Here is a 23,198-nt window from a genome sequence, read left to right as displayed (position 1 = left end):
TTTGAATGGTAATGGTTAAAAAGAATACTTTAAATTTCATAAAATAATTACCCCTTTATAAGTGATTTAGAAAAGACGAGTGTAATAAGAAGATTGGCGCTCTTTTACTTCGTCCATAATGCTTTGGATGTGTTGTTCACGTAAAATCTCTTTCTGTGAAAGCTTACGTTTTTGAATGGTGATTGTTAAAAAGAATGCTTTAAATTTCATGAATATATGACCCCTTTAAAATATATTTTTAATACATTTGAGTGTAGTATGAACTTTTAATGTCAGTTATTTTATCAGTCAGTTGTTTTAACTGTTGTTTACGATTGATTTCAGTTTCAGATAAAGTATGTTTTTGAAGCACAGTCGTAAAAAAGAAAATATGAAAAGTCATAAATGAATTCCTCCTTTCAAAAAGGAATTACAGGTGATCACAGTAAAGTGCTTGGCGCTCCTTAACATCATTCATAGCTTTTTCAATTTGCTCATTATGAAGAATTTCATCTTTGGAAATTGTATTTCTTTGAATCGTAATACTTAAAAACAATACGCTAATAGTCATTGAATGTTGCTCCTTTCTTAGAAAAATAATGTAAGAGACTAAAAAATCGCGCAAAAAAACCACAGGAAGATACAGTTCTCCTATGGCTGGGCGTGAAAAAGCCACAGGAAAGTATACGACCTCCTGTGGCGAATTTATGAATTAAATGAAATAATGTACGATTTTCAATTCTCCATTAGGGTGGTCGAATTCATATTTAATTGTCCAGAAAACACAGGTGCAGTTAACGCTAAAGTTAATGCATGTAATTGTAATTTCATCATTTCCTTCGACCTCCTTTTAGAATTTTTTTCTTACGTTAGTAAGTATATACAATTAATGGATAATTGTAAACATAAAAAATGAAAATTTTTAATTTTGATTAAAATGCGTATATTTAAAAAGGGATTTGAAAGTAAATATTGTAATTAATGAAATATCGATAAAAATGGGGGATGCTAAATGAAATATATGCATCATAACATGATCGTTATGCTAACAATTTTTTTATTCATTGCGGCTTGTTCTAACGGAGAAAGAATAAAAGATATATATGATGTTAGGTCAGATGATTTTAAGAAATATACTGGGACATACGTTGGTAATAATTCAGATGTGGTTGCAATTGTTAATCATTTACCCGGTGGTGGAACAGTTCAAAGTATAAGTTTAGGAAAGTTTGGCGGGAAAATAATAATCATGCTATATGAAAACTTCTCATTTGAGAAGTTTTTTTATTTTTACAGGTAAGCAAAACAAGTTGTTGAAGGGCAGGCTGTCATAGAATATGATACATATTATAATGAGGAAAAGTTGAGGGGATAAAAATGCGTACAATTTTACTTTTTCTAAACAACATGTTCATTAGCGAAATCGAGGACATTAGGCAAAAACATGATCCTTTATTTGGATTAATTTCACCGCATATTACAATTGTATTCCCATTTGAAAGTTCGATTTCAAATGATGAGCTGAAATTACATATTATAAATGTATCAAAACCGATACAGAATATAGAAATTGAATTTACGAATCAAATTACAAGTGAAAGAGAATATTTGTTTTTACGAGTTGAAAAGGGGAAAGAACAAATAGAGGAACTACATAATATTCTATATACAGGACCTTTATTACAATTTTTGAAAGAAGACATTCCGTACATCCCGCATGTAACAGTCGGAAGAAAAGAAAGTGCCGAATTAGCTGCTGAAGTAGTGAAGGAGATTCCTAGTTTTCATGGGAAGTTAAATTGTGTGATTGATAGAATAAGCGTGGAGCGAATTGGAGAGAACGGGGAATCAATTATTGAATTTGAAGTGCCATTTCTAAAAAGCTGACAAAAGTCAGCTTTTTATTTCGTAGCATGAAGTAATGCACCAATTGCACCGCTATTACCACCATCTTGTAAAAAGATTGGTGTTTTATTTTGATATTCGGTGTAGCTACTAATAATATGTTGAAGTTGTACGTTATTACATAAAGTCGAACCAATATAAATAATATGTTCAATGTTTTTTGTTTCAGCGAATTGAAGGCTTAATGCAGTAACGACTTCACCGACAAGTCCTTGTACAGTAGCTAGTATATCGGAGCTACTATTATTTGATTCTGTAATGGCTGCTTTTCCGAAGTTACTAGCAGTTAAGTTATTATCGATAGGGGAAAGAATACCACCATAAATATCTCCAACCGTAATATCTAGTTCTTTTCTAGATCCTACTTTTGTTAGAGGGATTATATCTTCAAAATGATCTATATTTGTTAACAATTTTGAGAGTCCCATAATAGTCCCACCGCCAACTCCGGTTCCACCAACGCGAATATATTGTTCATTATAAACATAATGGATAGAAGTACCTGTACCGATATTGGTTAAAATAAAATTGTTTATAGTATGTTGTTCTTCTTTTAATATGAATTGGACACCTGCAAGAGTAGCTTCAAATTCGCTTAGCTCTATTATTTTATATGAACCTGTAAGCAGTTGCTGTAATAGTTTCGATTTACCACCCGTAATACATATTTGTTTTATGCCATTGTTGTTTTTAATCCAATCTATTATTTTATGTTGTTCATGCGAATAAAATTTTTCAAAAGTTAATAGCTTTTTTTTGTTAAAATAAGCTATTTTCGTTAATGTTCCTCCAGCATCGATACCGATAGTACGTTCCATTTTCCTGCTCCTAACTACGTAATATGTTTTCCTATTTACTTAATTGGTTGAGAATAGATATTTCTAACTGATATAAGGAACACTTTAATCTGCTTGATATATTAATAGTTTTTCTATAGTTACAATAGGCTGGTCGTTTACAGTTGCAATACCTTTACCAAGAATAAAACCTCGGCGATTGCGCGTTAGCTCATAATGTAAATCAAGTTTATCACCGGGATATGCTTTTCCGTGGAATTCAATTCCATCTAAAGAGGAGAGGAATCCTAGTCCTTCAGAATCACTTGTATGTACAAATGCACTAAGCTGAGCAAGTGCTTCTACAATTAACATATGAGGCATATGTTTGTGACTATCATTTATAAACCATTCGTTATTTGTAATGAGTTTATATCCTGTAACGAATTCATCTTGTTTTACATTTGTTACTTTATCAATCATTAAAAATGGATAACGATGGGGAAGTGTGTCTTTAATATGCATATGAAAGTACCTCCAATTAATAATACCCCTGCTAAAGTTAAGCAGGGGAGTCGGAATTAATTTTTAACTAATTCATTTACTTTTTCAAGGACGAAAATGCCGCTATTTCTAATGTTTTCAACAACTTGTTGCAACACTTCTTTATCTTGAACGAGTGCAATACGTACGAAGCCTTCTCCGTGAGGTCCAAATGCATGACCAGGTGTAACAACGACATTCGCACGATCCATTAATGCATAAGCGAAGTCTAGAGAAGTCCATCCTTGTGGAATTTCTGCCCAGACAAACATACTACCAGCTGGCTTATCGACATTCCAGCCAAATGTTCGGAATCCATCGACTAAAGTATCTCTCCGTTCTTGATAAATATTGCGGTTTTTCTCACAAAATGCAGCGCCATTTCTTAGTGCTGCAGATGCCGCTTTTTGAATTGGTAAAAATACACCGTAATCGGTATTAGATTTAAATTGAGTAAGTGCACGAACAATTTCTTCGTTTCCAATCATATATCCAATACGGCTACCTGCTAAACTATAACTTTTTGACAAAGAATTGATTTCTACACCAACTTCTTTAGCACCAGGTACAGAGAGGAAGCTAATTGGCTTATTACCATCGAAATAAAATTCAGCATAAGCAAAATCATGGACAACGATAATATTATGCTTTTTCGCGAATGCGATTACTTCTTTAAAGAAATCTTCATGAGCCATTGCTGGAACGGGATTCCCTGGGAAGTTTAAAATCATCATCTTCGCTTGATCGGCAATTTCTTCAGGGATGACTTCTAAGTCTGGTAAGAAATCATTCTCTTTCTTTAAAGGCATGTAGTAAGATATTGCACCAGCCATTTGAATACCTGTTTCATAAGCTGTATATCCTGGATCAGGAACTAATATAATATCACCTGGATTTGCATAAACCATAGGTAAATGAACGAGCCCGTCTTGTGAACCCATTAATAATAAAACTTCTTTATCCGCATTTAATAAAACGTTATGAGTATTGTTGTAATATTCAGTTACAGCTTCGTGAAATTCTTGAATACCTGATAATGTATACCCGTAGCTCTCTTTCTCACTCGCTGTATGTACCATTGTTTCTCTTACAAAATCAGCGGGCGGCATATCAGGATTTCCGATGCTCAAATCAATCATGTTATGACCTGCTGCAATTTTTTCTTTTTTATAGGCTCCTAATTCACTAAATATAGAAGATTGGAATGCTTTCATTCTAGTTGCTAACGTGTAAGTCATCAAAACCCCTCCTAAAACAGTGCTTTCATTCTGCGTTTTTAATTATTCTGAAAACACATGTTTATATTTTATCATTTTTTTATGAAAATTAAAATGATTGACAAATTTAGAGGGAGGATTAGCCTATTTTGAAAAGTATCGATGTAAATAGCGTAGATGTGTTAATTGAAATGTCTATTATAGGATTCATTTTATATAACTTAAGGTATTCTCTAGTTTTTATTAAGTATATTTCTCATGTTTTGAATGAAAAAGAATACGAAAACAAGGGCTATTTTTGTGGCCGATTTCTAAAGTGAAATAACGCAGAAAATATTTTCTGCGTCTCCTCTGAAATGTAATCATTTCTTTTTATATGTGCATAATTTTTCGGCTGTCAAAAAGTATACATTTAGTGTACCGTCGGCAACTTTTAACGTTTGGTCCGATGTAAATGAATTACCATAATCAATGTGATATACATTAGAATTTTTGACAAATGAGCCTTTATATAAATCGTCTTTATTCTTTGTTGTTTGCATTTCTACTAAATTTTGCACAATTTCCTCTTTATTTTCTTTTTTGACAACTGTTTCAAATTTATAATATACAGGGCATTCACCATTTTTATTGTCAACGACTTCCCAAGAACCGTATATATCGTTATTGCTGCATCCACTAAGTAGGATGATTAGTATAGGAATTGTAAGTAGAACCTTTTTCATTTTGTGCTCCTTTCTTTTAAATTTGAATAAACGTGCGAATACGATAGGGATATTATAATAAATAAAGTTTAAATTTTTTTAAAGAATTATTTAATTTCATATAAAAATTTAAGAGAAATTAAATAAGCATGAATCTAGTGTAAAGTCAGATTCATGCTAGTACTATAGCCTATGTTATGTCTTTTTTGAGGATAAATAAAGAGGAAAGCAGAATCACTATTCCATTTAATATATATACGCTTGCGATCATAAAGGCTAAAGTACCTGCGCCAAATCCTGCTTTATCGAATATAGAAGCAAATGTTGTGATAGTCAAAAAGATAATGGGAGTCAGTAGTAAAAATATGAAACCTGCCACGATTCTTTTTTTAAAACTATGTCCAGATAAGGAAATGGCTAAAAAGTTTAGGATGCTAAACAGAGCAATTGCAAAGAGCAGGACAATAAATACTTCGATGCCATCAGACATTTTACCACTCCTTTTATAAAGAGTACTTTTTATAATCTATTCGAAATTAAAGGAGGATACTCCTTTAGGTAATTTCAATAAACGTAATAAATAGGCGTATTATAAAACAAAGAAGTATGGATTCAATATTAGATCCATACTTCTTTGTTTATTTTATAAATTCGCAGATTGCGAATGCTGTTTTTCATAATGTTTCTGCTTAGAGAGGGAAATAGAAATAATCAATAATGAAACGACTCCGAAGATGAGAACCATATATTGTAACCCAATTGTATCTAAGAAGAAGCCTGTGCCAAGTAAGACGATTTGGAACATAACCCTCTCAAACATATTACGGAATGAGAAGAGGCGACCGTGATAACTTTTTTCCACTTTCGTTTGGAAAATCGTCGACATAATAGGGAAGAAGCAGCCAACACTAAACCCAAACAACCCAAATGATGTAAGAGCCATCCATTTTATATCGCTAAAGAACAATGACAGATGTGCAAAAGCAGTACAAACTGCAAAGAAATATAGTAATTTTTCAGGTTTGAAATGATCAGATAGACGTTTAATTACGAAGGCACCTATCATAAATGCGACACCTTCAATTGTATATATGAACCCTTTAATCGTAGGATCATGTTGCATTTCGCTAATGTTAATAACCATTAAATTAAACCCAGCTATAAATAATAGAGGGATGATACTTAATATAAGTGCTGTAAAAGCAATAGGAATTCCTTTTAAAATACGAAATACTTCCATAAAGCTATTATCTTTTGCAGCTTGTTTACTTGGTGTTGTTGATTTCTTGTCTTCGAATTGTAGGAAGAAAGTCGAGAGGAATAATAAGGCGTATGCTGCCATTGAGAAGGCATACATGTACTGTAAACTCATCACAACTAAAAGAATTCCACCTAGTGAAGTACCTGCAATACGAGCAATTGTACCAACATTCATATGTACACCGTTCATTTGTAATAACTCATGCTCACGTACGATGAGTGGAATTACAGATTGTAATGCAGGGAAATAAAATGCTGCTGAAATTTGAAGAGCAACCATAAATGCAATCATAAATGCGATACTTTCAAATTGAATAGCAAAAAACATGAAAATAACACTTAAAACTCGACCAAACCCAGCGTAAAGAAGAACTTTTTTCTTTTCATACTGATCGATGACACGGCCAGCCATAGGTCCAACTAGAACACCGGCTAATAGTCCGATAAATAATATAACTGATTTCATGAAATCAGAAGGGACATATTTTTGCATAAATTCAAGGTTGCCAAGAATACCAAGCCATAATCCTAGACCTGCAATAAACTCCCCAATTAAAACAATCCAAATGTTTTTATTACGCCACATAACATAAAACCTCTCCGTCTTTTAAAATGAAAAACTCGTATATAAAACCTCCTTATTTATGTATTCTTTTCATACGAACTTTTTTAGAGTCAGAGTCTATATTACGTGTTTCATAATTGGATTTCAATCTTTTTGATTGGTCAAAAATTTGATGTGTTAATTGATGAAATAAGTGAATCAAAACGTAAAAAAATTATGATTAAAGCTAATAGAAAGTAAGGATACATATAAAAAAGCAAGAACGTATAACTACGCCTCGCTTTTCTCAAGTACAAAATTAAATATTAGATTCACTTAGCAACATTTACGCTCTTGTCCAATAGCTAAAGCGCTAAAAGATAGTGGGCCAACAACTTCTGCGCTTGCACCACTAGTAAGGTTTTCTACAGTTAATGAATATTCGTGTGTTCCACTGCTAACGTTTTGATCTATAGCTTGAAATGTTTGTACGTAGAATTGTTCAGAATCTGTAGATTCAATACCTACTTGCGCATTAAAAATTTCAATGTTATCACGGAAAATTCGGAATAAAACTTGTGAAGTCTCAGTTATACCTTCTACACCAATTGTAGCGATTAATTCTACTCGATTATTACGTGAATCTCTACTTGAAATTCTCAATTTCAAATTTGCTAAAATTGCTTTATTTGGAGAAGCTGGGATTGCAAAAGTTGTTTCACCAGTTTTACTAATAGGTTGAGTAGCTTGGTAATCAATGATATGAGTCATATTCTTCACCTCCTCATATACTAGAATATGAAAATAGTGAAGAATTAGCTTGGACAAATACTAGATTATTTAATAGAGTCAACAACAATTATTGAAAAGAAGAAATTCACATAAAAGCATTAAGAATATATCACAATAAGATGATATTTTTCTTAATGCTTTTGGTAATTAAGCAGAGTATTCTTCTTTACGTACTTCAAAAAATTCATTACGTCGTAAGTAATTATAAATTTTCTCTGAAACCTCTTCTTCTTCAGACACCAAGAAACGATGGTCAAAAGCGTAGAAAGATTGACCTTTAATTAATTTTACGTAATACATATTAAACGCCTCCTGACACTAGATTATTACTTGCTTCATATTTATGATGGCCTATATGTCTGCTAAAAATACTTGGAGTTTCAAAGGGGATAAGCAGAGGGATGAAAGAGCTTACAATTCTGTAAGGTTTATGTCACCTTTTTCGATAGTTTACATTCGCTAATTTCTTCTATACTACAAATAAGTTACATAAAATAAGGGGGTAAAAAGATGGATGAAGTAATTGGAGAAGTTGTAGCAGGTATTTGTGAATTTGTAGTAGAAGTAACAGCGGATGCTATAGGAAATTTAGTTTCCGGAAATGATGAGGAAAAAGAAACATTATAATAATTTGTAAAAGAATAAAGTTGATCGAATTATAAAGGCTGATTTCTAAAGGGGATTCAGCTTTTTTATTTTTTACATTATATTAACTTAATTTGAATATTCATTTGTTATCATATTTAAGAAGCCTATATAAGGAGGTGAATAAACAAATATGTCGAATTCAGGGCCTGATTTATCTGTTTCTCGTTTGATTGTGGTAAATATAGAGGAAAAAGAATATCATTTTATTGTTCGTGAACATCCGATTGTAGGGAAATTTATATCGCTATTTGAAAATGGAAAAGAATATGGTTTAATAGATAAACAAATCGCTAATAAAGATAAATTTATTACATCGGAGCTTACTAAGTTAGATTATTTTAATATAGATGTTTTATATCTTACACCTGGGTGGATATGGATTGGTATGGATCAATTTGGTTTACATGCTCGTGAGGCTACTTATAACGAAGTAGATGTTATTATGAAGTTGAAAGAGGATTTATATTATATAGATATATATAAAGAAATAAAAATGTAGTAAATATTTAGTCAGGTTAGGGGGCAAGTTCCCGTAGCCTTTTTTGTTTAATGGAAGAACGTATAATCATATTATTTTGATTATAAGGGAACGTGATGAGAAGTGAGATGAAAAGAGGATTTGAAAATACATGAAGAGAATTGTAATAATTATATGAGTCGTATATGTAAATAACAATAGAAAGAAGATGATAATATGAGTAAAGAAGAGCTTGTGAAAAAACAGTTTGGCAGTAATGCAGATAAATATGTAAATAGTAAAATACATGCTAAAGGACTGGATTTACAATATGTAGTTCAACAAGTTGAGTCTCGTCATAATAATCGTCTTCTTGATGTTGCTACTGGTGGCGGACATGTGGCAAATATGTTAGCACCCATGTTTGAAGAAGTAGTTGCACTTGATTTAACAGAACAGATGTTAGAAAAAGCAAAAGTTTTTATAAAGCAGAATGGGCATGAAAATGTATCTTTTGTAGCAGGAAACGCAGAGGATTTACCATTTGCAGACCATTTTTTTGATACAATCACATGCCGGATTGCAGCCCATCATTTTACGAATCCGGCTCAATTTATTTATGAAGTAAATCGTACATTGAAGGATAATGGATTATTCATCTTAATAGATAATGTTTCGCCAGAAAATAATGAATATGATACATTTTATAATTTTATAGAAAAAAAGCGAGACCCAAGTCATGAACGAGCTCTAAAAAAGACAGAATGGCTTACTTTATTAGAAAAAAACGGTTTGCAAATGCAGTCATGTCTTACTTTTGATAAGAAGTTTGATTTTGACTGGTGGTGTAATATGATGGATGTCCCTTTACAAAAGCGTGAAAAATTAACAGAATGTATGATGAAAGCACCAAACGAAATGAAGGGATATTTTAATATTCAATTTAAAAATAATAAAGTAGAATCGTTCTATACTGAAATGGCTATGTTTATATGTAAAAAAAGTACAACGTTAAAAAGATAAATGTGTTGCAGTCTTTCTGAAGTACGATATACTTAGTACAGAGAAACTGAGAATTGAGGAATAGTTATAATGATTCGTGTACGCATTGAAGGTTCTGAGGAAGAAATGCTTGAATTTATGGGGAAAATGCCAGACATTCCTGGATTTGAAAAGACACATATGAGAGAGCCGAGAAAAGGAAATAACCCGAAATACGATTCAAGTAAAAATGTACTTGCATATTTGTCTTATAAAAAGATTGAAGTCGCCAATAAATAGGCGACTTTTTTAGTTTGCGCTGTTTCACCGCCTTGTCTTTTTCACATAATAATAATAGTAGATTATGCTGAAGAGGGGTGAGAATAGTTAATAAGAAAATTATCTTTTTTGGAGACTTTGGTATTGATGACGCCGTAGCGTTAATTTATGCAAATAAAACATGTAAATTAGATATTCTAGGTATTGTTGCTGAGTACGGGAATGTATCACGAGATATCGTTACGGAAAATGTTTATTTTTTAGAAAGGTACTATGCTACACAAGTGAAAATTATTGAAGGTGCGAGTAGACCGATGACAGCTGAAGAGCCTTTGTTTTTCCCTGAAATCCACGGGGATCACGGTTTAGGTCCTATTATTCCACCTGAGATGAGAATTTGTAAACGAGAAAATTTTTGTGAATTAATCAAATTAATCGAACCTTGTCCAGAAGATATTATAATTGTGGCGACAGGGAGACTAACGACGCTTGCTACGTTATTTTTATTGTATCCAAATATAATGGATCGTATTTGTTCGTATTATATAATGGGCGGCGCTTTCCTATTTCCAGGTAATGTTACACCAGTATCTGAAGCGAATTTTTATGGTGATCCAATTGCAGCAAATATTGTTATGAAATATGCGAAAAACGCTAGCATATACCCGTTAAATGTAACACAGGGCGCGCTTATTACGCCTGAAATGGCCAATATAATAGATAAACAAGGAACTGGACAGGCGAAACTCATTAAACCAATGATTGATTTTTATTATGAGAATTTCTATAAAAAAGAATATCCGGGTATTGGTGGAAGTCCTATACACGATTTACTACCGTTTATCTCGTTTATAAATGACAGTATTTTCGAATATAAAAAATCGGCAGTGTGGATTAGTACGACAAATGATGTGACTAGGGGCCAAAGTGTAGCAGACTTTAGAAAAATAGCTGAGCCAACAAGGTTTGATGATCGGCCGATTCAAAGAATTGCTGTTGGTTTTAACTATGCAGCTTTTAAAGAAGAGTTTATGCGAACAATATTGAAGCTAGATTGTTCTTAATGTGTGTAATAACAAGTCGGATAAATCGTTAGTTCAAAAAAAGGTTTAATCTGTGTGTATTATTCTCAAAAATCTTAAAGTTGAACAACATGAATAACTTATGAAAAATGTCACATAACTAATGGTAAGCAATTGTTTCTAATTATATTTTGATTGGTGAAATGTAAAGGAGGTTATTATATGATTTGGTCTTTAATCGTCGGTGGTATATTAGGATGGCTTGCGAGCTTAATTACTGGAAAGGACGTACCTGGTGGTGTAATTGGTAATATTATTGCTGGTATTATCGGTTCTTGGGTTGGTTCGAAATTACTTGGTAGTTTTGGTCCAGTCATTGGGGGATATGCAATTATTCCAGCTTTAATCGGTGCGATCATTTTAATTTTCATCGTAAGCTTCTTATTACGAGCAATGCGAAAATGAATGTAAGGACTGTTTACATTTGTAAGCAGTCCTTTTTATATGTTATGCTAGTATTATACAATCAGGAGGTGTCAGCATTGAAATCATTTACAGTAAATTTCCATCAAGAAGATAATGCAAAAGCGACAACAGTACATAAATTAAGTGAAGAGGACTTCAATAAAGCAACTGAAAAAGGTACTCGTCATTTATTTGATTTAGATACAAACGTTGGCTTCTTCGTATTCTTTGATGCAGAAGATGCAGAAGGAAATGATCAATACTTAATGTTACAATATGAAGGGGATCATGAAGAACCAACTGCATGCTACGGATTTGATTTAAAACTATACTATCAATTTTTAGCACTATACTTAAACGATCTTGAATTCCAAGGCGAAACAGATGAGGAAGAGGAAGAATACGGTCCAATTCATCATTTAGCGCATTTACTTTATCATATTGTTGAAGATGGTAAATCAATTGAAGTGTAATATACATATTTGAAGCTGCTCTTTTTGGGCAGCTTTTTTATATGACATTGAAATGGTGTACTGTAAGCTAAATAAGGTGAAATTTTAATCAGTGGGGGTTTTGTTCATTCCCACTGATTATCAGCCCTCACCAATTTAGCTTTTACGGGCAGCAGGGCCCCCACCTAACTTCTTTGTTTCCGCTGAATTTTGAGGTGGGGATCTTACTGCCCGGCAAATAGCGAGATAAATTAATAATAGAAATTTATTTATTACTTTCATGTTAGCGTCGTAAAACACCTGTTATAATGATTGTAATTAAATTCTTGGAGGCTAATTCTATGCTTGTAGATGTAAAAGCTTTTATTAAAGCTGCAGGTTTAACATGTATTTCATCATTAAGTGGAGATAACACGTTTGCTTATAATTTTGAAACAGTAAAAAACACTATCGCTACATTTTTTAAGAAGCTAAGATTTACCGTTTAATTTCATTTCAACCAGTAGGAAAAGAGTAATCACTTCCTACTGGTTTTTTTGTTTCAAGGAGCTGTTGTGACAGCATGTTTTAAGTTATAGATAGAGGATATTATCATTGAGAAGAGAAGGTTTAAAGAAGGAGATGAATACGATGATTAACAATATAATTCCAAGTTTTTTAAAATTATGGGAAAGTGACGATTTAGAATTAGAAGTCCTTAATTAATACTATACTTCGCATCCGGTTGATTATCGAAATGAATAAAATACAATAGGGGGTAAAAATGATGAAGGTATATTTGAAAATAGTTATGTTATTTCTTGCTTTTACATGCACATTTGCATTAGCAGCATGTAAAGGGACAGACGAAAAAAAGGAAGCAAATCCAGCCTCGGAAAATCATAAAAATGAACAAAGCAATTCTTCAGAAGAAAAGAAAAATCTTGAAGCAAAACCAAGTAATGAAAAAACAACAAAACCATCAGCTGAGCAAGATTTGAAAGATAGAACACTTAATCAAAAATCAATTAACCACGTTAAAGATTTGTTTGAACTAGCAAAAGAAGGAAAGGTACCTAATGTGCCATTTGGAGCCCATACAGGGGATATTGAAGAAATTGAAAAAGCGTGGGGGAAAGCAAATAAAACCGAATATGCAGGGAATGGAATGTACGCAACTTTTACAAATAAAAATGTTGTTTTCGGATTTAATAAAGGGTCACAAGTTTTTGATGTACGCTCATATCATGCAGAACTAAAATTGATTACATTACAAGAAATTGAAAAAGCATTAGGAAAACCATCTTCAGTTAAAGAGAATGGTGAAGATAAAATATATGTATACAAAGTAAATAACCAGTATGAATTGAAATTTGTCATTCCAAAAACGACTGGTAAGGTCGATCATATTTCCGTATTTTCGCCAGAGGATAGTATTAATAAAATGGCAGGATAAGAAATTAAGTGATTTCAAAAACACCTCACTTTCTTGAAGTGAGGTGTTTTTAGTTGTAAACAAGGAACGTCTCCTGTCATATAAAACATACTTTCATATGCGAAATACTTCACTTTTATTTTTTAGCATTTATCCAATAAGAAATGCTGATCTACTGAAAAAGTAGTAACCTATAAATTATGTGTAGGATGGTTCGCGATTTTTTTACGTTCCAAACTTTGAACAAATAGCGCTTGAACAATACCTCCAACTAATAAGAAGCTAGCACAAATATAAAACAGCATACTTCCATTTAACTTACTTAATATAACTGCACCAATAACTGGTCCACACGTTCGAGATATATCCCAGTGTATACCGTAAATTGAAAAATATAAACCACGTTTATCATGAGGTGCAATTTCTGAAACGAATCGTAATAAATGGTTTAGAGCAATACTTTCTCCAATGACTAAAAAGAGTAAGGTGAAGAACAACGACAATATCGTCGTTGAATAACTAAAGCCAACTGCAGCTATTGTATAGCAGGCGTAAGAAATAAGGATGATTTTCGTCATAGAAAATCGTTCAGACCATTTTACGAGGAAGATTTGTAGAATGATTTCCAAAATGGCTTTGCATGTTGAAATAAATGCGAGTATGAATACGAGATTAGGAAATACATGTTCTGCAAAAATACGATAATTCGTCTCAGTTTGTGCATAAAAAAAGCTAATAGGAAGTGTAGAAATCATAAGACCGAATATGGCATAATGTTTAAAAATAAATTGCTTTGGTGAACTTGCCTCAACTGTTTGTTTCGACTTACTCATAGGTGGAACGGTTTCTGGGAGCTGGGTCCAAACAACAACGGCATATATCGTAAGGGTTACACTTTGCACGATAAATAAATATTCTGGGTGAGTATTATAAAAACTTGCACCGATTAAAGGGCCGACTACGGATCCAATTGCTCCCATCGTTTGTAGGAGAGCAAAAATTTCTGCTTGCTGCTCTTGTTTTGTTAAATCAGCAATTTGTGCACGTTGAGCTGGAATATATAAGGAACGGCCAATACCATTAATGACATATAACAGTGCAAATATAAAAACAGATTGAGCGAAAACGAAACTGCCGATTGCAACACCTTGTAGTAATAATCCGAGTAACATAATCTTTTTTCGGCCATATTTATCAGTAATTCCTCCAGCAATAAGTGTAAATAAAATGTCTGAAAGTGGCTGCAGTCCGAAAATCAGCATAGTTATTATTACATTGCCGTTTAACATTTTATTGACGTAAATAATCATAATGAGAGCTAACATAGATTCAGTCGTTCGGGTTAATAATTCACCACACAATCTAATAAAAATAGGTTTATTGTAACGAAGTAAGAGATAATTCAATATTAATTCCTCCTTTCTATATTGAAATGATAAGATGAAAGGAGAGTTGGAAAAAGGGTAGAAACTATAGGGAGGATTTTTCACCTTTTAGGGGGAGTATGATGTTTATTTTAGATCAATACATTGAACTATGGATTGCTTATGGAAAAGGAAAAAAAGAGGGAGAACGATTGGAAGTAACAGTGCAAAATATATCTGGTACATTATTTTGTACAGAGCGCAATAGTAAATTAATTATAAAAAAATTAGATGAGTTAAATTGGATTAAGTGGTTTCCAGGTCGCGGCAGAGGAAATCGGTCTAAGTTAATATTTCAAAAGCACCCGATATCTTTAATTTTAGATAGAGGAAAAGAAATAACGAAAAAAGGGGATGTGAAAAGCGGAAGTATATTTGTGGAACGCTATAGCTCACATTTTCCATCGGTAAAGGGAGAATATCATTCCTGGGTGGATTCAATATTTGGTCATAAGGTTGAAATGACATCTGAAGGGAGAAGAGATGTACTCCGGTTGCAAGTACAAATGAATTTAGATATCACATTAGATCCTGTATACGCTACAATGCGCTCAGAATGCCATATGGTAAAACATATATTCGACACACTCGTGTATGTAGACGGTAATACAAACATTATAGAGCCAAGACTTGCATTTCACTGGGAATATAATGACGCTGAAAAAATATGGACGTTTTACTTACGAAAAGGAGTTCACTTTCATAATGGAAAACAACTTACTGCACATGATGTTATATACTCGTTGAATCGATTTATGAAGCTGGAAAATAATGCACACGCATGGATGTTACAACACGTTGAAAATATCCGTTCAGTGGATGACTACGTTTTCGAAATTCAATTACATACGGAAAATCGAATGTTTTTACATATGCTAAGTGCAGAACAGTGTTCTATCGTGAATGAAGATGAAGCAGGAGGGTTAATTGGAACAGGGCCTTTTCAATTATATAAAAGTAATGAAAATCTGTTCATTTTAGAAGGACATCCTTTATATTTTCGTGAAAGACCTTTTTTAGATCGTATTGAGTTGTGGAATGTAGAACAAGGTGTAAGTACATACGATGTTTTAGTAAAGGCGCAGTATAAAGATAAAGAAAAACATAATAAAGAATTGTCTCGGCTTGAGTCGAACGTGACATATATAACATGTAATCTTACGAAAGAAGGACCAATGCAAGATGCGTTATTTCGGAAAGCGTTATATAACATCATTCATGGTTATACAATCGTTCAAGAACTCGGCGGAGAACGTGGAGAAGTGGCAAAGAAACTAATATTAGCAAATGAAAGCATAGTAGATATTGACGAAGATATCGAAAGTTTAATTAAAAGGAGTACTTATCATAGTGAAGTGCTACAACTCTACACATTTACAGGACGAGATCATGTTGAAGATGCACAATGGATACAAAAAGAGTGTGCGAAGTACGGGATTCGTGTAGAAAATAATTTTCTTGAGATAGAAGAGCTATTGGAAGTAAGTACGATACAAAAGGCCGATATGATGCATGATAGTGCCACAATAAGTGAACGAATAGAAGATAGTTTATTATATATGTTTCTTACAAAAAATAGTTTTATTCATGGACAAAGCAGCATGGACTTTCATGAAAAGTTGTCTCCTTATTTTAGACAAGAAGAATTAGAGAAAAGAGTTACACTGTTACGCGATATCGAGGATACTTTGTTACGTCAAATTCATATTATTCCTTTATATCGTAATAAACAAGAGGTAAGTACACATGAAAAAGTTCAAAATATAATGATTAATTCACAAGGTTGGATTGATTTTTATAATATTTGGTTTAAATCTTGATATATAAGGGCTTTTGCACATTTTCATAAGATGTGTAAGAGCCTTTTTGTATGTGAGAATAGGTTTGTTTTACACATTGTTACGCTACTTGTGATAAAAGTCTATTTACAGCGTAACAGTGTTATGTTACATTGTTATCAGGAAGGAGTGTTATACAGTTGAGTACAGATTTAATTTCAAAAAAAGATTTATTAGAACTAACTGGTATTTCATACGGACAGTTATATAGGTGGAAAAGAAAAAATTTAATTCCGGAAGATTGGTTTGTACGAAAATCAACGTTTACAGGTCAAGAGACATTTTTTCCGAAAGAAAAGATATTAGAGCGTATCGATAAAATCCAAACGATGAAAGAGGATTTATCACTTGATGAACTAGCGAACATGTTTTCACCGAGTGTGAGAGAAATTCTTTTAACAAAGGAAGAGATTTTACGCAAGGGGATTGCATCAGAACCAGTTTTACAATTTTTCATAGAACAAACGAATAAAACAGCAGAGTTTCAATTTGTAGACATTCTTTATGTGTACATGTTAGAAGAATTACTACAATCAGGAGAGATTAGTTTAGAAGAAGGAAAAATGGTCTTGCAAGTTTTACGTGAAAATTATGAAGCAATGAAACATAAAACTTGTGACTTAATCATTGTCCGAAAGTTAGGTATTTCTACATGTTTATTAGTTTCAAACGTGGACGATTTAATTTTTGAAAAAGGCACCAAAATCGTTTTACGCGAAGCGATTATGAAATATACCGAAGCATTAAAAACTAAATTGTTGTAGTGGAGGAGAAAGTATGCGTACAGATAATTTGATTATAAATGGTTACGGTTCATCGAATGGTGGCGAGTTTCATAAAGTGCAATTAAACGGAAAAGGAACTGTGAATGGAAATGTTGAATGTGAGCAATTTGAATGTAACGGTTACGGTGCAGTTACTGGCGATTTGAAAAGTAGCAGTGCACGAATTAGCGGATCTGGTAAAGTTGATGGCACAGTTCATGCTGAAACGATGCGAATTGATGGAAAAGCAACAATTACGCAAAATGTAAAAGCAAACAGTTTGAAAATTGCAGGAAAAGGTACGATAGGTGGAAATGTCACTGGTGAAGAATTTAAAGTCAATGGTCAAGCTACAATTGACGGTAATTGTGAAGTGGATACTTTTTCTTCAGAAGGACAATTTACAATCGGTGGTTTATTAAGCGCAGATGAAATTAATATAAATATTCACGGTACATGTCGAGCGAAAGAAATTGGTGGTCAAACGATTAAAGTAAGACATAGATCAGGTACATTTAGTAGGCTATTTAAAACAGTATTTGGCTTGCAGTTAGAAGCTGAACTATTAGAAGGTGACAATATCGATATTGATTATGCTCACATAAGAACGGTAAGAGGAAACAATGTTACAGTAGGAGCAAACTGTGAGATTGAACTGATTGAATATACGGGTGTTCTTACTGTTGATAAAAATGCAAATGTAAAAGAAATTAAGCAGGTTTAACGGAAGGGAGAAATCAATATGGAACATCCACATAGTCTCACAGTAAATGGTTCTGGTAATTCAGCAGGCGGAGATTATAATAAAGTGAAGATTCGCGGTGAAGGAACAATTACGAATGATATGAGTTGCAATGAGTTTAAAACGTACGGAACGAGTGATGTACGCGGTAATGTGAAAGTGAAAAACTATGTCGTGTATGGAGATAACGAAGTACAAGGAAATGTAGATGCGGAATATGTAAAAGTATATGGTAATACACAAATTCATGGTGATGCTCATATTGAAAAAACAAAAGTTAGAGGTATGATAGATATTGCAGGAAAGTTTTCAGGTGATTTCGTAGATGTAAAAGGTGCTTTAAATGTGAAGGGAGATATTGAAATAGAAGATTTATCATTAACTGGTGGTCTTGAAAGTGCTGGATTACTTAATGCTGAAAATATTCAAATCTCACTTCGTTATGAAGGCAGTAAGGTAAGAGAAATTGGTGGCAAAAAGATTACTGTTCGTAAAAAAACGAGATTTATTCCTTTTACTAGTCATGCTGGAAACCTCCAAACTTCGATTGTTGAAGGAGATGATATCTATTTAGAACATACGATTGCTGAAGTTGTAAGAGGCAACAATGTCACAATTGGTCCTGGATGTGAAATTAGTGTTGTAGAATATCATACTAGTTTTAATCAAAAAGGTAATGCAGTCGTAAAAGAACATAAACAAATATAAGTAGTATGAGGGAGAGCAAGAGATATGGTTGAGAAGAATAATAAGCTCGGCTTTGTTGTGGCGGGCTTATTGCTAGGTATTTTAATGGCATCGATGGATAATACCATTGTCGTAACGGCGATGGGAACAATCGTTGGTGACTTAGGAGGCCTCGAAAACTTTGTATGGGTCGTTTCTGCCTATATGGTCGCAGAAATGGCAGGCATGCCGATTTTCGGTAAGCTATCAGATATGTATGGTAGAAAGAGATTCTTTATTTTCGGTTTAATTGTCTTTATGATTGGTTCGGCACTTTGTGGTACTGCTGAAAATATTACACAGTTAGGTATTTATCGTGCCATTCAAGGTATTGGCGGCGGGGCATTAGTGCCAATTGCGTTTACTATCGTTTTTGATATTTTCCCACCTGAAAAACGCGGGAAAATGGGTGGCTTATTCGGAGCGGTATTTGGATTATCTAGTATTTTCGGGCCATTACTTGGCGCATATATTACCGATTACATTAGCTGGCACTGGGTATTTTATATTAACTTACCACTTGGCATTTTAGCACTTATTTTTATTACATTCTTTTATAAAGAATCACGCGTTCATAGAAAGCAAAAGATTGATTGGTTTGGTGCAATTACTTTAGTTGGTGCAGTAATTTGTTTAATGTTTGCTTTAGAACTAGGTGGACAAAAATATGATTGGGATTCTAGCTTTATTTTAAGCTTATTTGGTGGATTCGCCATTTTAATCATCGCATTCATTTTTATTGAACGAAAAGTAGAAGAACCAATTATTTCATTTGAGATGTTTAAGCAGCGCTTATTCGGAATGAGTACAATTATTGCTTTATGTTACGGTGCTGCATTTATGTCAGCAACTGTGTACATTCCGTTATTTATTCAAGGTGTATACGGTGGTACCGCAACAAACTCAGGATTATTACTTTTACCGATGATGTTAGGATCAGTCGTAACAGCGCAGTTAGGCGGATTTTTAACAACTAAACTTAGCTACCGAAACATTATGATTATTTCTGCGGTTATTATGCTAATTGGACTATTCTTATTAAGCACGTTAACACCAGAAACAAGTCGTGTATTATTAACAGTTTATATGATTATTATCGGATTTGGAGTCGGTTTCTCATTCTCTGTACTAAGTATGGCAGCTATTCACAACTTCGGTATGGAACAGCGCGGGTCTGCGACTTCAACGAGTAACTTCATTCGTTCGTTAGGAATGACACTAGGCATTACAATCTTCGGAATGATCCAAAGAACAGGTTTCCAAGATCAATTAGAAGAAGCATTTAAAGGGATGAGCGGGGGAATGAATACAAACGCTTTAGGGGATTCAAGAGCTATTCTATCAGAATCAGCAAGATCTCAAATCCCTCCGCAAATATTAGATAAGATTATTGACGCTCTTTCTAGTTCAATTGTTCAAACATTCATGTGGGCATTGGTACCAGCTGGATTAGCATTCATATTCATTTTCTTTATGGGAAATGAGCGCATGGTAATTAAGAAACAACAAACGAATAAAAAGAGTGAAACATCAAAAGCGTAATGAAAAAGCTCCTTTCTAATTGGAAAGGAGCTTTTTCGTATGTACAGATTTAGATTAGCCTTCGATAATTTCGTATTCTTCGTCTGCTAATAGTAAAATTTGTGTTTTCTTACCTTTGTTTTGAACTTCGATTACATCGTAAGCACCTAAGTCTCTTACTTTGCTTTGAGAAGCGTTAACCATAACTTCAATAGAATCAATTAAGATATCTTCTTCAATGTATGATTCAGGCAATGCCATATCTTCAGTATCTAATACACATGCGTATAGATTTTGTAAGTTTTCAGCAGTTGGGTTTTGTTCCTCAACATCAATGATGTTTTTTACTGCTTCCATATTTTCCTCTTTTGCTTGGTATACTTTAATTTTAGCCATTGTTTTAATCTCCTTTATAACGTAATCGTAGAGGCTACACCTTATTATAACGTTTTTTTCATGAAAGATGAAATTGTTATATGTATTTATAGTAAAAATTATGTGTCCTTACTCAAAAATGGTGTGATTTCCATATAAATGTACGATTAGGTAACGATATTGCTACGTTAACGTTATATTGTCCAAGCTTTTCTTATTTTCTTCTCATATATATGTAGTAGCAATTCTATATAGAGAAGGGATGGAGTGTAAGTGGGGTGTGAACCGAAACGTAATTGTGGGTGTTGCCAAAATAGTATATGTGAGTTTTTACAAAGTCTAGAACCGTATACTAAAGTTGAAAGTATCATAATAGAAGGAAACGAAATTGCTGTATCTTATTTTCTTTCATTTAATAAGAAAACAGGTATCGTATCATTCGTACAAGAAGACAATGAGGTTATATTTGTCGATTGTTCAAAGATTGATGCAATTCGAATAGGGAAAGTATGTAGCTGCAAAACAAAAGTTAAATATATTGAAGAGGACTTTAGCTTGCTAGGAAATGTTTGCCCGCATTGTTTAACAGAGGGGAGTACAATCTTTTTCGATTTTAACAATCCTGAATTAAATGTGTCTTTCCAAGCAACAACAATTAATCCACCTAGATGTACTGAATTTACAGATGATCTCGGGAATGTAGTAAAGCAAATTACTATAGTAGGTGAGGCGAGAGTTTCTAGAGATTTTGTTCAAGTACCTGAACTGGTAGGTTTTCGATTACTTTTATCACATCCAGCTGGAGACCCTTTAAACTACGGATTATTATTTATTAATTTTCCTGATACGATTTTTATTTTTATATTGGCATCAAGCGGATACCTTTCCATTTCGAACTGTTTAAAAATAGAGGGCGGAACTGGTGATGCCGAAATAGAAGAGATGAAAAAAATGATAGAGGATGACGTTAACACGTATAAATCATTTGTTAAATTGACTAAAGTATATAAGAACGGTGAGACGGAATCTTTTATTTATAAAAATGAGTTATAACACATGTATTTAAATGCACCCTCAAACTATTGTTGAGAGTTGTTACATAATTAATTATGTTGGTCCTTCAAACCGTTTGTTAACGGGTAAGAAATATATTTATTGTTGACTTATTTTATATGTTGATCATTTCATAGTTAGTAGATGTTATAATCATTTTATGTTTACTGATATTTTATAAATATTCGAAGTTTTAATTTAATAGTCAATTGCTTTTATGATGAACAGGTGGGTATGTATATGAATACGAATTATGGAGCGCTCATGAAAATGTTAAGAGTAGTTGATTCTAAAGAAGGCGGGAATGTAAATGATATATGAAGCGAATATACATACAAGAAAAAAACTAGTTTCTATGTTTGAGGATTTCAATAACGTTGTTTTACTTTCTTATTTACAAGGGCATATGGGTACTGCTTGGGTAAATGATCTTGAAAATCCAAAAGTAGCACAAGTTACGGTAGGGATTTTTACATTTTACGCTGGAGACCCAAATACGAAAGAAACAGAAGAGTTATTACGTAATATTCCAGAAAGAATTTTAGTTATCGTAAATAGTGAAGAGTGGAAACAACGCTTAGAAACATTCCATGAAAGAAAAATAGATAAGTTTTTACGTTATAAATTCAAACGAAATCCAGAAGTTTTTAATCGTTCAAAATTAAAATCTTTTATATCAGCACTTCCAAAAGAATATGAGTTAAGAAGAATAGACGAGCATATCGCAAATAGCCCTACATTACATAAGATATCTGAAGATTTCACAAGTCAATTTCATTCGGTAGAAGATTATATAAACCGTGGTATAGGTTATAGCATTTTATATAACGGAGAAGTTGTATGCGGTGCATCCTCGTATAGTATTTATAATGATGGGATTGAAATTGAAGTTGCGACTGATCACAATCATAGAAGAGAGGGCTTGGCAACTGTAGTAAGTGCAGCTCTTATATTGGATTGCTTAGAAAATGGAAAGTATCCAAACTGGGACGCAGCGAATACTACATCTGCTAAACTAGCAGAAAAGTTAGGATATGAATTTGATAAGGCATATGATACTTATTTTGTGGATAATAGATGAGTGAAGGAGTTACATACTAAAAAATAAATGCGCCCTAGTACGTAAGTCTAGGGCGCATTTATTAGTTGGTAAATATCTTCATAACAATCATATCATATTTTATCTTTTGAATGTTTGGAATTAAAGATATTTATGTGACTTTTTGAAAAAATAAAAGAGCAGTTAGCAAAAGCTAACTGCTCTTCTCCAAGGGGGAATGGAGAAATACAATCATGTTACCTATAGTATTGACAGAA

At 33.1% G+C, this 23,198-nt stretch carries 29 protein-coding genes and 1 pseudogene; 17 read left to right on the top strand and 13 right to left on the bottom strand.

The features are described from left to right. Window positions 1-66: 66 nt before the first annotated feature. The 3 genes from MR107_RS02140 to MR107_RS02130 are packed head-to-tail and all read right to left on the bottom strand — an operon-like array spanning window position 67 to window position 550. Window positions 67-210 carry a YrzI family small protein gene (locus tag MR107_RS02140; RefSeq protein ID WP_000668965.1) on the bottom strand — a complete coding sequence of 48 codons (144 nt, stop codon included), beginning with the start codon at window positions 208-210 and terminating at the stop codon, window positions 67-69. A gap of 28 nt (window positions 211-238) precedes the next feature. Further along, window positions 239-382 carry a YrzI family small protein gene (locus tag MR107_RS02135; protein WP_000142712.1) on the bottom strand — a complete coding sequence of 48 codons (144 nt, stop codon included), beginning with the start codon at window positions 380-382 and terminating at the stop codon, window positions 239-241. A 27-nt stretch (window positions 383-409) separates the two neighbouring features. Then, window positions 410-550 (bottom strand): YrzI family small protein, encoded by a 141-nt coding sequence (locus tag MR107_RS02130; protein WP_000156193.1) that lies wholly within the window; start codon window positions 548-550, stop codon window positions 410-412. A 441-nt stretch (window positions 551-991) separates the two neighbouring features. Here MR107_RS02130 and MR107_RS02125 point away from each other — a divergent pair. Then, window positions 992-1,201: pseudogene (locus tag MR107_RS02125) on the top strand (DUF4825 domain-containing protein); the annotation flags it as partial. Window positions 1,202-1,356: 155 nt separating this feature from the next. Beyond that, window positions 1,357-1,866 (top strand): 2'-5' RNA ligase family protein, encoded by a 510-nt coding sequence (locus MR107_RS02120; RefSeq protein ID WP_001259199.1) that lies wholly within the window; start codon window positions 1,357-1,359, stop codon window positions 1,864-1,866. A 14-nt stretch (window positions 1,867-1,880) separates the two neighbouring features. Here the strand turns inward: MR107_RS02120 and coaW are convergent, their stop codons facing one another. From coaW to MR107_RS02080, 8 genes are all read right to left on the bottom strand, one after another. After that, window positions 1,881-2,702 carry a type II pantothenate kinase gene (gene coaW, locus MR107_RS02115; protein ID WP_000442505.1) on the bottom strand — a complete coding sequence of 274 codons (822 nt, stop codon included), beginning with the start codon at window positions 2,700-2,702 and terminating at the stop codon, window positions 1,881-1,883. 84 nt (window positions 2,703-2,786) lie between these two features. Beyond that, on the bottom strand, window positions 2,787-3,185 hold the full coding sequence (locus MR107_RS02110) for a 3-hydroxyacyl-ACP dehydratase FabZ family protein (protein WP_074554963.1): 399 nt from the start codon (window positions 3,183-3,185) through the stop codon (window positions 2,787-2,789). Between the two features lie 56 nt (window positions 3,186-3,241). Further along, window positions 3,242-4,441: an LL-diaminopimelate aminotransferase gene (locus tag MR107_RS02105; protein ID WP_048538289.1), complete on the bottom strand. Its 1,200-nt coding sequence runs from the start codon at window positions 4,439-4,441 to the stop codon at window positions 3,242-3,244. A 341-nt stretch (window positions 4,442-4,782) separates the two neighbouring features. Beyond that, entirely contained in the window at window positions 4,783-5,145 is a 363-nt protein-coding gene (locus MR107_RS02100) for a hypothetical protein (protein WP_000757022.1), read from the bottom strand. A gap of 169 nt (window positions 5,146-5,314) precedes the next feature. Then, entirely contained in the window at window positions 5,315-5,614 is a 300-nt protein-coding gene (locus MR107_RS02095; protein ID WP_048538290.1) for a hypothetical protein, read from the bottom strand. 153 nt (window positions 5,615-5,767) lie between these two features. Further along, window positions 5,768-6,970: an MFS transporter gene (locus tag MR107_RS02090; RefSeq protein WP_017656498.1), complete on the bottom strand. Its 1,203-nt coding sequence runs from the start codon at window positions 6,968-6,970 to the stop codon at window positions 5,768-5,770. Between the two features lie 294 nt (window positions 6,971-7,264). After that, on the bottom strand, window positions 7,265-7,699 hold the full coding sequence (exsC, locus tag MR107_RS02085; RefSeq protein ID WP_000148797.1) for an exosporium protein ExsC: 435 nt from the start codon (window positions 7,697-7,699) through the stop codon (window positions 7,265-7,267). Window positions 7,700-7,867: 168 nt separating this feature from the next. Then, window positions 7,868-8,020, bottom strand: coding sequence for a YqbF domain-containing protein (locus tag MR107_RS02080; RefSeq protein ID WP_000291905.1), 153 nt, complete (start codon window positions 8,018-8,020; stop codon window positions 7,868-7,870). Window positions 8,021-8,498: 478 nt separating this feature from the next. On the opposite strand from MR107_RS02080, the gene MR107_RS02075 reads away from it, so the two are divergent. The 8 genes from MR107_RS02075 (at window position 8,499) to MR107_RS02040 (ending at window position 13,459) form a co-directional block, all read left to right on the top strand. Continuing rightward, window positions 8,499-8,867 (top strand): hypothetical protein, encoded by a 369-nt coding sequence (locus MR107_RS02075; RefSeq protein WP_046392820.1) that lies wholly within the window; start codon window positions 8,499-8,501, stop codon window positions 8,865-8,867. 195 nt (window positions 8,868-9,062) lie between these two features. Beyond that, entirely contained in the window at window positions 9,063-9,848 is a 786-nt protein-coding gene (locus tag MR107_RS02070) for a class I SAM-dependent methyltransferase (protein ID WP_075677168.1), read from the top strand. Between the two features lie 69 nt (window positions 9,849-9,917). Then, on the top strand, window positions 9,918-10,106 hold the full coding sequence (locus MR107_RS02065) for a DUF3970 family protein (RefSeq protein ID WP_000621873.1): 189 nt from the start codon (window positions 9,918-9,920) through the stop codon (window positions 10,104-10,106). 77 nt (window positions 10,107-10,183) lie between these two features. Next, on the top strand, window positions 10,184-11,149 hold the full coding sequence (locus MR107_RS02060) for a nucleoside hydrolase (RefSeq protein WP_025688798.1): 966 nt from the start codon (window positions 10,184-10,186) through the stop codon (window positions 11,147-11,149). Between the two features lie 180 nt (window positions 11,150-11,329). Beyond that, window positions 11,330-11,572 carry a GlsB/YeaQ/YmgE family stress response membrane protein gene (locus tag MR107_RS02055; protein ID WP_000638306.1) on the top strand — a complete coding sequence of 81 codons (243 nt, stop codon included), beginning with the start codon at window positions 11,330-11,332 and terminating at the stop codon, window positions 11,570-11,572. Window positions 11,573-11,649: 77 nt separating this feature from the next. Further along, window positions 11,650-12,045, top strand: a complete 396-nt coding sequence (locus tag MR107_RS02050; RefSeq protein WP_000834883.1) for a hypothetical protein — start codon at window positions 11,650-11,652, stop codon at window positions 12,043-12,045. A 320-nt stretch (window positions 12,046-12,365) separates the two neighbouring features. Continuing rightward, window positions 12,366-12,512 carry a hypothetical protein gene (locus MR107_RS02045; RefSeq protein WP_000959548.1) on the top strand — a complete coding sequence of 49 codons (147 nt, stop codon included), beginning with the start codon at window positions 12,366-12,368 and terminating at the stop codon, window positions 12,510-12,512. A gap of 275 nt (window positions 12,513-12,787) precedes the next feature. Beyond that, on the top strand, window positions 12,788-13,459 hold the full coding sequence (locus tag MR107_RS02040; protein ID WP_025688793.1) for a YjgB family protein: 672 nt from the start codon (window positions 12,788-12,790) through the stop codon (window positions 13,457-13,459). Window positions 13,460-13,629: 170 nt separating this feature from the next. On the opposite strand, the gene MR107_RS02035 is transcribed toward MR107_RS02040, so the two are convergent. Then, window positions 13,630-14,844: an MDR family MFS transporter gene (locus tag MR107_RS02035; RefSeq protein ID WP_242292030.1), complete on the bottom strand. Its 1,215-nt coding sequence runs from the start codon at window positions 14,842-14,844 to the stop codon at window positions 13,630-13,632. A gap of 101 nt (window positions 14,845-14,945) precedes the next feature. Here MR107_RS02035 and MR107_RS02030 point away from each other — a divergent pair, with 101 nt between their 5' ends. The 5 genes from MR107_RS02030 (at window position 14,946) to MR107_RS02010 (ending at window position 20,474) form a co-directional block, all read left to right on the top strand. Beyond that, window positions 14,946-16,682: an ABC transporter substrate-binding protein gene (locus tag MR107_RS02030; RefSeq protein ID WP_127064009.1), complete on the top strand. Its 1,737-nt coding sequence runs from the start codon at window positions 14,946-14,948 to the stop codon at window positions 16,680-16,682. A 158-nt stretch (window positions 16,683-16,840) separates the two neighbouring features. After that, window positions 16,841-17,464 carry a YhbD family protein gene (locus tag MR107_RS02025; RefSeq protein ID WP_000102257.1) on the top strand — a complete coding sequence of 208 codons (624 nt, stop codon included), beginning with the start codon at window positions 16,841-16,843 and terminating at the stop codon, window positions 17,462-17,464. A 13-nt stretch (window positions 17,465-17,477) separates the two neighbouring features. Beyond that, window positions 17,478-18,188, top strand: a complete 711-nt coding sequence (locus MR107_RS02020; protein WP_001258384.1) for a bactofilin family protein — start codon at window positions 17,478-17,480, stop codon at window positions 18,186-18,188. 18 nt (window positions 18,189-18,206) lie between these two features. Then, a complete protein-coding gene (locus tag MR107_RS02015; protein ID WP_017673238.1) occupies window positions 18,207-18,914 on the top strand; it encodes a hypothetical protein in 708 nt (235 codons plus the stop codon). Between the two features lie 24 nt (window positions 18,915-18,938). After that, window positions 18,939-20,474, top strand: a complete 1,536-nt coding sequence (locus tag MR107_RS02010; RefSeq protein ID WP_078385869.1) for an MDR family MFS transporter — start codon at window positions 18,939-18,941, stop codon at window positions 20,472-20,474. 54 nt (window positions 20,475-20,528) lie between these two features. Here MR107_RS02010 and MR107_RS02005 read toward each other — a convergent pair whose 3' ends face one another. After that, window positions 20,529-20,849: a hypothetical protein gene (locus MR107_RS02005; protein ID WP_001062733.1), complete on the bottom strand. Its 321-nt coding sequence runs from the start codon at window positions 20,847-20,849 to the stop codon at window positions 20,529-20,531. 252 nt (window positions 20,850-21,101) lie between these two features. Here MR107_RS02005 and MR107_RS02000 point away from each other — a divergent pair, with 252 nt between their 5' ends. After that, window positions 21,102-21,881 (top strand): BC_2878 family exosporium-associated protein, encoded by a 780-nt coding sequence (locus MR107_RS02000; RefSeq protein WP_000501712.1) that lies wholly within the window; start codon window positions 21,102-21,104, stop codon window positions 21,879-21,881. A gap of 310 nt (window positions 21,882-22,191) precedes the next feature. Then, a complete protein-coding gene (locus MR107_RS01995) occupies window positions 22,192-22,962 on the top strand; it encodes a GNAT family N-acetyltransferase (protein ID WP_000638727.1) in 771 nt (256 codons plus the stop codon). The last annotated feature ends 236 nt before the right edge of the window (window positions 22,963-23,198 follow it).

The organism is Bacillus cereus group sp. BfR-BA-01441, assembly GCF_022663075.1.
In the GTDB taxonomy this organism is placed as follows: Bacteria; Bacillota; Bacilli; order Bacillales; family Bacillaceae_G; genus Bacillus_A; species Bacillus_A cereus.
This window is presented reverse-complemented; position numbering and strand designations above follow the sequence as displayed.